The sequence below is a fragment of the Metabacillus niabensis genome (assembly GCF_902829255.1).
GTDB lineage: Bacteria > Bacillota > Bacilli > Bacillales > Bacillaceae > Metabacillus > Metabacillus niabensis.
This window is the reverse complement of record NZ_CADEPK010000130.1, coordinates 1-10,272: the sequence shown is the minus strand read 5'-3', so window position 1 is coordinate 10,272 and position 10,272 is coordinate 1. Positions and strand designations below refer to the sequence as shown.

The following is a 10,272-nucleotide window of genomic DNA, read 5'->3' as shown; positions in this document are numbered from 1 at the left end:
GTATAATAACGAACAAAATAGAACAAATCCATTTTAGAATGAAACAATAAAAAATGTCTTCCTACTTATTTTACTAGCTTTACCATTTCAAATGTAATTTTTAAAAAATTGGCTCTGTTAAACGAGACTAAGAGTACACTTGTTTACTAGGTTTAACAGAGCCATAAAAAACGATATTCTTATTTGTTCTTGTCAATTCAATTGCTAACCATTACTCTTCCCACTTATGATTTTTTATCCGTTCGTATTCTTCCATCGTAATCGTCAAAATCGTTCCATGCTTAAATCCATATGGAAACTCAAATGCCTGATCAGAGCGAACAAAATTCCCTTCCGAAAGACTATCTGCAATAAATGGAACATACCCCTGCCCCGCGCCAGGCACACCGTAAAAGTCAAGGAACAAGCACCATTTTCCATCCACAAGCCGGACTGCTGTTGGCGCTTCATAAAGTCCCGCCTCCAATGACTCCATACTTTTATCAAAGTTTTCAACACGAGTGTAAGGTCCGGTTACTTTCTCAGCCTTCATAAGCACGATTTTTGCCGGCTTGTCTTCACTTTTTACAAACATATAATAACTGCCATTTTCCTCATAAATAGCAGAATCAATCACACCACTATCTTCCTTCTGATACAATGCTTTAGGCTCGGTAAACTGAACAAAATCCTTAGTTCGGCTATAGTAAATTCCCTTCCAGCCAAAATCATTATGCTTATGAGGTGATGACCAATGAAGTACATAGTCATCCTGCTCTTGGTCATAAATAATATCCGGGGCCCACATACAGCCGAAATCCTCGTTGCCTATTTTCACAAGCCGTTGCTCTGACCAATCTACCAAGTTATCAGATTCCCATACAGAAAAACACTTGCTTCCCTTTTTTGCGATTTCTTCCCAGGAGTTGTTGTATTGATTGCGCATACCGTAAGCAAGACTTAAGTCTGTTGCAAAAATATAAAACTTTTTATCTTTGTTGGCGCGGATAATTGTAAAATCTCTTACACCTTTGTCTCCATAATAAGCCCATAGGATTGGCCGGCCATCATTTACTTCTTCCCAATGGTAGCCATCCTTGCTTAGCCCAAAATATACCTGCTCACCATCTGGAGTCGACTTTTCTCGAAAATGGACAAATAAATACACTTGCATCCTACTCTTCCTTTCTCTTGTGTTTATTTCCATTGATTTATTAAATCACCATTATCTACAAATCTAACATATCGCTTCACATCTTGATAGATAACAAGGACATGCTTGCTTTCACAAACATGTCCCGTAAAATCTTTATTTTAAATCCAACACAATTATATTCACTGAATTAGCCGATAAAGGAATAATTGCACAATTGTCATCAAGCTTAATTTCTTTTTCTGATGGAACAATTAGCTCAGCGTTCTTTTTATTGACATTTGATGTATGGACGAGTGATTCATCACCGGTTACCGTAATCAGTTTCGCTTTAGTAGCTACATTTAAACCCTTTAACGAAACTTTCGTTGTTTTTTCGAATTGATCTGCATTAACAAGCTTTACATAGACGTGTTTTTCATCCTTTGTCACAGAGTTAAAAATGTCCCGGTTATACGCTTCCAGCTTATAATCCAATACTTTGCTTGTAAAAGCACCATCTGAATAAGAACAGATAAGACGATTTCCAGATTCTCCACCATAATTGACTGATATCGTATATGGTGTATTGTCAGCTAGTACCTCATAGCAGCTTGTACGCAAATTGCCTGCAGCTGTACTTGATGAGTAATCACCTAGCATGTAGCCTTGAACACCTTCTTTATATACCTTTACACCAGTCGCATTTCCGTTATATCCTATTGCATATTCGAGAACATCCTTTTTCTCTTGTGAAATATTTGTCAAACCTACACCAACATAAAAGCCGTCATTACCTGATACTTTTGTCGCTGTAACTTCAACTTTATAGTTCATCCAGCTATCATTCATTATATATAATCCGTTTAAACCAACGTTTTGCGCCTGTAAGACAAGCCCCTTTTCCGGATCTATTGTATATCCCGCAGATCCTGGGATAACCTTCCATTCTGAGCTCAGTTCCTTTGTGAAGTCCTGTTCGAAAAGCACTGTACCCGTTATATTTTCAATTACCTTCACTTGCTTAACATGAATTTCTGCATTACCTGCCGCAATTTCGATTCCGCCTCGCGGAGTAAGCTCTGTAAGATGACCATTTCTGTAAGTGGAAAATGACGTCCCTAACAATTTCTTACCAAGATACTTTGCAAAAAGATGCTGTACGTAATAATTTGGTGTGTACCAAACCGTTTCATCGTCGAACCAAATTAAATCTGGTGTCCAGCGGTACGTTCCATCAGTTAAGACCTTGTTAAATAACGGTGCATAAGCTGCTAATCTAACGACATCAGAATTTCGTTCAAAGCCTGTCATAATCGCTGCTTCAGCAATCGCACCAGCTAATGTATTCTTATCTGTTGAAGCAAATTCGCCAACGAACACCTTGGAAGTTTCTTTTTCATCTAAGCTTCCGTCAGGCTGATATGCTCTGTAATAATAGTTATATCTATCAGCATTGTTTAACAAATATTCATTTGAACGGTAGTAGTGCTCATCAGCAATCGTATCCATGTAGTTCGCTTGCTTTTCATACCAAGTAACGACCTCTTCTGTCACTGTCTTACCGTCAGTAAAGCTTACAGTAGCAGGCTCTGCTAGGTTTCCACTTAAGAACTTCCAGCCTTCCTGATATGCGTCATCATCCGCTTGTGCACCAACTGTTGAAATGATATGAAGCACATAGCCCGGATAATGCTTGTCCATATATTCGTCAATCGCAGCTTTAAAGTATTCAAAGTTTGCAAAAAACTCAGTACCCCAGTTTTCATTGCCGACACCTAAATAGTGTAGGTCGAACGGTGCTTCATGGCCCATCTTTTTACGCAAAGCAGCCCACTCATTCTGTTCAAAGTCAGTGCTTATCGCAAAATCAATTAAATCAGTAAAGCTTTTAACAAAATGCTCTCTTAGCTCTCCACCTGCCGGATTGACATAATCTGAACGCGCCTGACAGAGTACACCACAAGCCATAACAGGAAGAGGTGTTGCATTTAGGTCTTCAGCTAATTGGAAATATTCCATATAGCCTAATCCCATCGTCATCATGTAACCCCATACATTAAAGTTTTCTTTACGAATTTCGATATCCCCTACAGAATCCTTCCATTCGTAGACATTATCCCAAATATAGGAGCCTTCTGAAATACAGCCACCAGGGAAACGAAGGAAAGTTGGATGCAGGTCTACAAGCGCATGAACTAAATCCTTTCTTAAACGATAGTTTGGATTTCCTTTATAATTTGCATGGGCTGTTTCTGATCTTTCTTCCTCATTTACACCCCAGACATCCTGTGGCATTAATGAAACCATATCGATTGAGATTTCACCGTTAAAGGTTAAAATAAGCTGACCAAGTGACGTTTTCGTTCCAGTTAAGACAATCTTTGAATCAACACCGTATTTTTTCCAGCTGTTTCCACCTTCAACATGTACGGTCTGTGTATCGCTTATTGGCTCACCATCTTGATTTTGTAATTGTAATGTGATTTTGCCTGCGGATTCTGCCTTTGCCCAGATCGTAAAATCGTAGCGGTCACCTTGTTTAATAAACATGGCACAATGATGATTCGAATCGGTAAACCCTTTATTGATTATCGTGCTTCTGTCAGGTGCAGTTATATAATGAGAATTAACGTCTTGATCTGAGATACCAAAAAATTCATTTAATCCACCAGTATTGTTAACGGTTACTTTATCAATATCACCAAACCATGCGTGTAACGGTTCATGGTTTCTTCCTGTCGAACAGCCACATTCCCCAGAAGCGTGGGAATACGTATCAAAGACGAATGATTCGAAGGAACGGTTTTGTACAAGCTCTGCATATATTCCACCGTCCGCTGCATTGTTAATGTCTTCATAAAATAGTCCGTATAACGTCTCACTAATATCTAATACATCGTTGCTTCCGTCAATTGTTAACAGATGAGATGGAAGCTCTTTAGGAAGGACAGATACTGTAAATTCCTTTTCTGTAGTATAGTCTCCCTTGCTTAAAATAGCTGTTAGTGTAACACCTTTAGGGTTGCTGATTTCACCTACTATTCCATCATTCGATAACGATACAGGATCACTCGACTTCCAAGATAGCTCGACCTTTCCTCCCATAAGCGAGGATGGCAATGACAGATCATTTGAGACGATCGTAATCGGGAAAGATAAATATTTATCCTTCGCAAGCTGAACAATTTCAGCATCTGTTAAAGATTCACACATTACCTCAATAATCTCGTCCTGCGTAAACCCTGCTTTATAAATCCGGAAGTCAGATATGGAACCGTTAAAATCCGCATCTGCTTCATGCTGTGATCTTCCTATGTAATTATAACTGTAATTAGATGGATCCTCGAATGTTTCAAACCAACTGCGAAGCTTTGCATACGTTCCGCTTGAAGTTTGACTAATCGAACCGTCTGCAGCTACTTCACCGTTCACATAAATAACAGGACCTGCACTGCTTAACGTCCCACCCTCTGTACCAGTAACAGACATGGCAACATGAATCCATTCACCTGAAGAATACGTTCTCCCAGTATCTGCAACAAGATCAGCTCCAGCAAAACATGTGCCCCGTAAATTTCTTGTTAGAAAAAGGTATGGGCCTGCTGACCCTTTACCAAAATCAAAAATTCTTTCCCAAACATTCGTACCCTTTTTCAAGTAAACCCATGTACTAACCGTAATCCCCGTATTGTCGTTAATATCCTTGAGTAAACCAGAAGGAAGCTTTATATAAGAAGTGCCGTTTTTTCCACCGGCAAGCGTAACAGCTGTTCTGCCGCCTACTGTTTCAACGATAGGGCTTGTTACTCCCTCTGTTATGGCATCATTTCCACTCCCTGAGCTGTCTTTTCCGATATTTTCAGGATCATCAAAATAATAATGAGCAATGATACGGTCGTTATATGAAATATTACTCTCGTTTCGTTTCATAGATGCTCTCCTTTGCTAGAATAATAGAGGTAAGTACAACTTTATCTGTAAAAACATTTAACTTGTGTGTAGATTTTAAAATCCTCACAAAGAAACATGTACTTACAACTATTATAATCGTTATCTATTATTTTTCCAACAGAATTCCTCTGTTTTTCTATCCCTGTCAAAATACCTTGATAAATCTATGTTACTGCTTACCATTACTCAATCTTATTCCTTTAATAATATTGATACCAATTACCTACCCCATGTACGCACATGTAAAGTTTAATAGGGAACTTAAATATTGATAAACGTACAGTTCCATTCAAATAAAATAGCCACCAGTAATGGTGACTTAGAATTTGAAGCTTCTCTTATTAATCATATACGATACATAATCATTCGGAGGCTTCACTCATTTTCCAAATAAGCTTTTAGTGCATCCAAATCTTTTTCACACGCCTTTTTAAAGGATCCAGCGATCATTTTTCCAAATAATTTCGTTAAACCGCTAAGTCCTTTTATCTCACCGTGTAATACTACGTTTGATTCGTTCCCTGACGAAGTAATGATATAGGTAAACACAAACAGACCTTTGCCTGTCGTTCCTTTCGCGCCATCACAGCAAAGGACAATTTTATTTGGTTCCTCAAGTTCGATAACCTCGAAATGTTCGGTTGCTTCCTTCCCGAACATTTTCCTAGTTTCCCTCCACTGGCTTCCCACCTTTATTGGTCCACCATCCAAGCGCTCGATACCAACAAAACCTTGCATCCAGTGCTTAGCAGCATCCAGATCAAGCAAACTAGAATAGGTTGTTTGCTGTGATACGTTAAAGTTTTTTTGTATTTCAAAGCGAATTGTCAAGCAATTACCTCCTAGAATATTTCAGTAATTCATGTATATGTCTAACTAGTATTATACCAATAAGTTCAAGGTAAACGATCTCTAGTCCTGAAAAATAGATGTATGGAAATACATTTTTTTAAAGCTCAAAGAGAGGGTGGCTCAAAGAAAAGGTTCAGCCCCTCAAACATAATATATAGACTAATCATGAGGTTAGTTACTATATACCTGTGTTTGTTTGAGGGCCAGACCCTTTTTGAGTCATCCTCTTTCTTCTCTATTCTTCCTATTTATTTCATTATCTCTTCTCATTAATCCAAACAATCATTTCACCTGGTTCTCGGTTACACCAAGCATAATAAGGGATTGCTTTAATTTGAACCCGTGTTATATCCTCTGATACCGGACGATACAATTTGTTGCCCCAAGCAGATTCTACAATTTTCTCTGCCTCACCTGTTATCACAACAACTCCATTTAGTAAATTTGCTTCAAACTCTGCCCTTAATTCTGTATCCCTTGGCAATAGAATGCTATGAAGGTTGTCACCATTATCGACTTGCTCTAAACAATAAACGACAGGGCCACGCTGTATCACAACCTTTCCAACATTTTGGCGGACAAATGGACTCGCTTGAATTCGCGTTATATCCATTGGAAAGGAAAGCTCTATCGTATCCCCTCGTTTCCAGACTCTACTTATATAGACATATCCCTTATCCATCAAAGGAACATAATCAATCAATTCTCCATTCACCATGACGGTTCCATTTTTTGCCCAGCCAGGCATCCGTACTGCTAGAGTAAAAGTATGTTCTTCTTCCGGATTGATATTAATTACAACATTTCCATCCCAAGGGTAATTTGTTTTTTGAGAGATTGAAACTTGTTTTCCGGCAACCTCCATGTTTGTTTCATTTCCCATATATAAATGAACGTAGACATGTGAATCGTTCTGTCCATAAATATAATGCCCGATTGAAGAAACTAACCTCGCTAAATTCGGAGGGCAACAAGCACAAGCAAACCAAGGCTGTCTTACAGGTTTTATATGCTTTTTGTCGCGACGGATTTCACATGCTTTAGGTACTACTTCAAGTGGATTAACATAAAAGAACTTTTGCCCATCTAAATCCATACCACTTATTGTCCCATTATATAAAGCCGTCTCCATCACATCTGCATAATGCCGATCTGCTTCTAAATTTAGCATTGATTTTGCCCAAAATACTAATGCAATGGATGCACAAGTTTCTGTATAGGAAAGGTCATTCGGTAAATCGTAGTCATATGAAAATGCTTCACCGAATTCCATCGAACCAATGCCACCTGTAATATACATTTGCTTTTCAGTGACATTTTCCCAAAGTGCTTCACATGCAGACTTTAATGATTCATCACCTGTTTTCGCTGCAAGATCTGCCATTGCCGTATACATATATGTAGCACGAACTGAATGACCAACAGCAACCTTTTGTTCACGAACAGGTAGATGTGCTTGATGATACGTATATTGATTATTGAACCAAAACGGGTTGGCATCCTCTCGTTTTGCTTTCTCAATATCAAAATAATGAGGAGAGTTGCCTCGTTCATCGATAAAATATTTGCTTAGATTCAAATACTTGTCATTATTGGTTACTTCATATAATTTGACAAGAGCTAGCTCAATTTCCTGGTGTCCTGGATATCCTTTTAATTTCCCCTCTTCCTTACCAAAAACAGTATCAATATAGTCAGCATAACGTGACATAATATCGAGAAACTCTCGCTTACCTGTTGTCCGATAATAGGCAACAGCGGCCTCAATTAAGTGACCTGCACAATATAATTCATGATTGTCACGTAAATTTGTCCAGCGCTTCGTAGGTTCCTTTACCGTATAATAAGTATTAAGATATCCATCTTCCTGTTGTGCTCTACCTAGTAATGCAATGACTTGATCAGCTGTTTGTTCAAGTTCTTCGTCTGGATGATTTTCCAAACTATACGCAACCGCTTCCAACCACTTCGCAACATCACTATCCTGGAACACCATCCCATAATATTCACCTTCTGTTTCACCTGCTGCAATGCAAAAATTTTCGATAGCATGACTTGGTGCAGCACCTGGTATCCTATCATTTAATGCCTCCCATTGATATGGAATCACTTGCTCCCTCACAACCTCTAAATAATGACTCCAAAAGCTGTCTGTTATCTTCACCTTGTTTTGAGCAATAGTTTTTTTCATATGGATCTCCTCCAAACGATTTTTAAAGGCATTGATTTACATATCTAATGACTAGAATAACATGCAAGAAAGAGTTAGTCGGTAGTGCTAAATAAACAAAAGGTGGACAAAATTGACCTTCTCATTTTACACTTAGGTTATTAACGATAAGGAGTTTCGTAGATGGATATATTAAAAGCAGATATACATCAACCATTAGAATACATATCTGGGGGACTATTCCACTCTGATGAACCTTGGATACACTCAAAACGGGTAATCAACAGCTATGAACTTATCATTGGTATTGAACAAACTTTATTTATCCAACAAGATGAAACCCAATATAAGGTGAACCCTGGAGATGTCTTGCTCCTGCTTCCAAATCATCTACACCAAGGCTACAAAATCAGCCCAGGAAATCTATCCTTCTATTGGTTTCATTTTCATTGTTCAGGTAGTAGCGAGCTTATTAGCAAAAATGACCTCGTCCGTGACATTACTCTTGCTTGGAATCAACCAATTTCACAACGGAACAACACAAATGTATATGTACCGGTTTTTTCAACACCAAATAGCATAGAGCGAATTCAAATCCAGTGCCAACAACTGCTTCATATCGCCAAATCAGCTTATTACACAAACCAAGCCGTTCATTTTCAGCTTACGTCATTATTAATTGAGCTTACTGAACAAATGAGTTCACTGATGAAAACGCAGCAGCATAAAACAGAAGCTGACATTAAGCTCGAAAAAATGAAGGAATGGATTCGTATAAATAGTAGCAAAACAATAACAGTAACAATGCTTGCAGAGAAATTTAATTATAATAAAGACTATCTTTCTCGGTTTTTCAAACGGAAAACAGGGATAAATATCGTTGAATATATCAATCTCATGAAAATTAGCAAAGCGAAGGAGCTACTATCTAGCACTTCCCTGCCGATAAAAGTCATTACAAATCATGTAGGCATAGAGGATGAGAAGTATTTTATGAGGCTTTTTAAAAAATACGAAAACATGACACCAACAGAATTTCGCAATGCGTACTATAGAACTCATATGAATAATAAATAAAACGATTAAGGGTATTTATATAGGTGAATGGGACGAAAGAATTTCTGGGCTTCTAATACCCTTACCTTTTCTAGTCATGTAATTCTTAGCATTTCCTAACAACGTAAGTAATCGCGTTTGTTTTCAACAATATTCGTTTTTCATTCCGCGTAATCGTAAATTCTAGTGGCTTTATCACCCTTTTTACTTTTTCCCAGCCTTTATAAACGCTCGTTAATTTAGACATCATGATGTCAGTTAATAGATTAACTTCCATTAGCGCCTCCAGTCTTTCATTTGTCTCTAAATCTATTTCTTCTACTTCTGAATTTACAATTAAACAGTTAACCCCGTTTTGCTTTGTGCCTGCTGCCATCTGTTTGATTACATTTTCAAATATTTGTTCAGAACCGACATGCTCTAGTGTTGAAACCGCCACAATAAAGTCATATTCATCTTGCTTAATTTCATAGCTTCCAATATCAGCCTTTTCCATATCAATGACGTCTTCAACATTGTATTTGACACTATATTCCTTTAGCTTCGTTAATGCTGAATCAAGCAAATCTATACAAATAACTTTCCCGTTTCTATGTTTAATTGCTTCTGCTATCGGAATACTATTTCTCCCGACACCACACCCTAAATCTAGAACCTTCATATTCTCATTTTTCTTAAATTGTGGTAGTACGTCTAAAACCGTTTTAACAGGCTTATGTAACCAAGAGCCCTACACAAATAGTTTATAGTTTTCATAGCAAGCATCATGGTATTTCTTTTCCTCAATTCTAATAAGCTCGATTCTATTCATCGCTAACCCTCCAGAGTCTAAATAAACCCCTTACATTAAAAAGATTTGGAAGTTGCTTTTATCATAGCTCTGTTAAACTTTGTTGCTACGTTCTTCACTTTACGCCGACGGATATGATTTCCTTTAGAACAGGCGCCTATAGGTCTAGCACACTTTTTTCATAGGGGTCTCATGGATCCGCTCCAATGAACGATACTCTTTAACATAATCTTATAATAAAAAAGCAATCTTATCTGTCATCAAAAATTATGTATTAGTTTTTTTATAGAGTATTTTATTGAAGGTTATATTTAACAAATAACAACTAATACTAAAAGC

Annotated in this window: 5 protein-coding genes and 1 pseudogene; 1 reads left to right on the top strand and 5 read right to left on the bottom strand. The window is 37.7% G+C overall.

Going from position 1 to position 10,272, the window contains the following annotated elements; all coding sequences use genetic code 11:
* Window positions 1-211: 211 nt before the first annotated feature.
* The 4 genes from HU235_RS10985 to HU235_RS10970 form a co-directional block, all read right to left on the bottom strand.
* Window positions 212-1,153 carry a glycoside hydrolase family 43 protein gene (locus HU235_RS10985; protein ID WP_174880250.1) on the bottom strand — a complete coding sequence of 314 codons (942 nt, stop codon included), beginning with the start codon at window positions 1,151-1,153 and terminating at the stop codon, window positions 212-214.
* A gap of 135 nt (window positions 1,154-1,288) precedes the next feature.
* On the bottom strand, window positions 1,289-5,044 hold the full coding sequence (locus HU235_RS10980; protein ID WP_174880249.1) for an alpha-L-arabinofuranosidase C-terminal domain-containing protein: 3,756 nt from the start codon (window positions 5,042-5,044) through the stop codon (window positions 1,289-1,291).
* 396 nt (window positions 5,045-5,440) lie between these two features.
* A complete protein-coding gene (locus HU235_RS10975; RefSeq protein ID WP_174880248.1) occupies window positions 5,441-5,896 on the bottom strand; it encodes an SRPBCC family protein in 456 nt (151 codons plus the stop codon).
* 277 nt (window positions 5,897-6,173) lie between these two features.
* On the bottom strand, window positions 6,174-8,108 hold the full coding sequence (locus HU235_RS10970; protein ID WP_174880247.1) for a glycoside hydrolase family 127 protein: 1,935 nt from the start codon (window positions 8,106-8,108) through the stop codon (window positions 6,174-6,176).
* 162 nt (window positions 8,109-8,270) lie between these two features.
* Between HU235_RS10970 and HU235_RS10965 the strand changes: the two genes are divergently transcribed.
* On the top strand, window positions 8,271-9,164 hold the full coding sequence (locus HU235_RS10965) for an AraC family transcriptional regulator (RefSeq protein ID WP_095300204.1): 894 nt from the start codon (window positions 8,271-8,273) through the stop codon (window positions 9,162-9,164).
* 85 nt (window positions 9,165-9,249) lie between these two features.
* Here HU235_RS10965 and HU235_RS10960 read toward each other — a convergent pair.
* Window positions 9,250-9,954: pseudogene (locus HU235_RS10960) on the bottom strand (class I SAM-dependent methyltransferase).
* Between the last annotated feature and the right edge of the window lie 318 nt (window positions 9,955-10,272).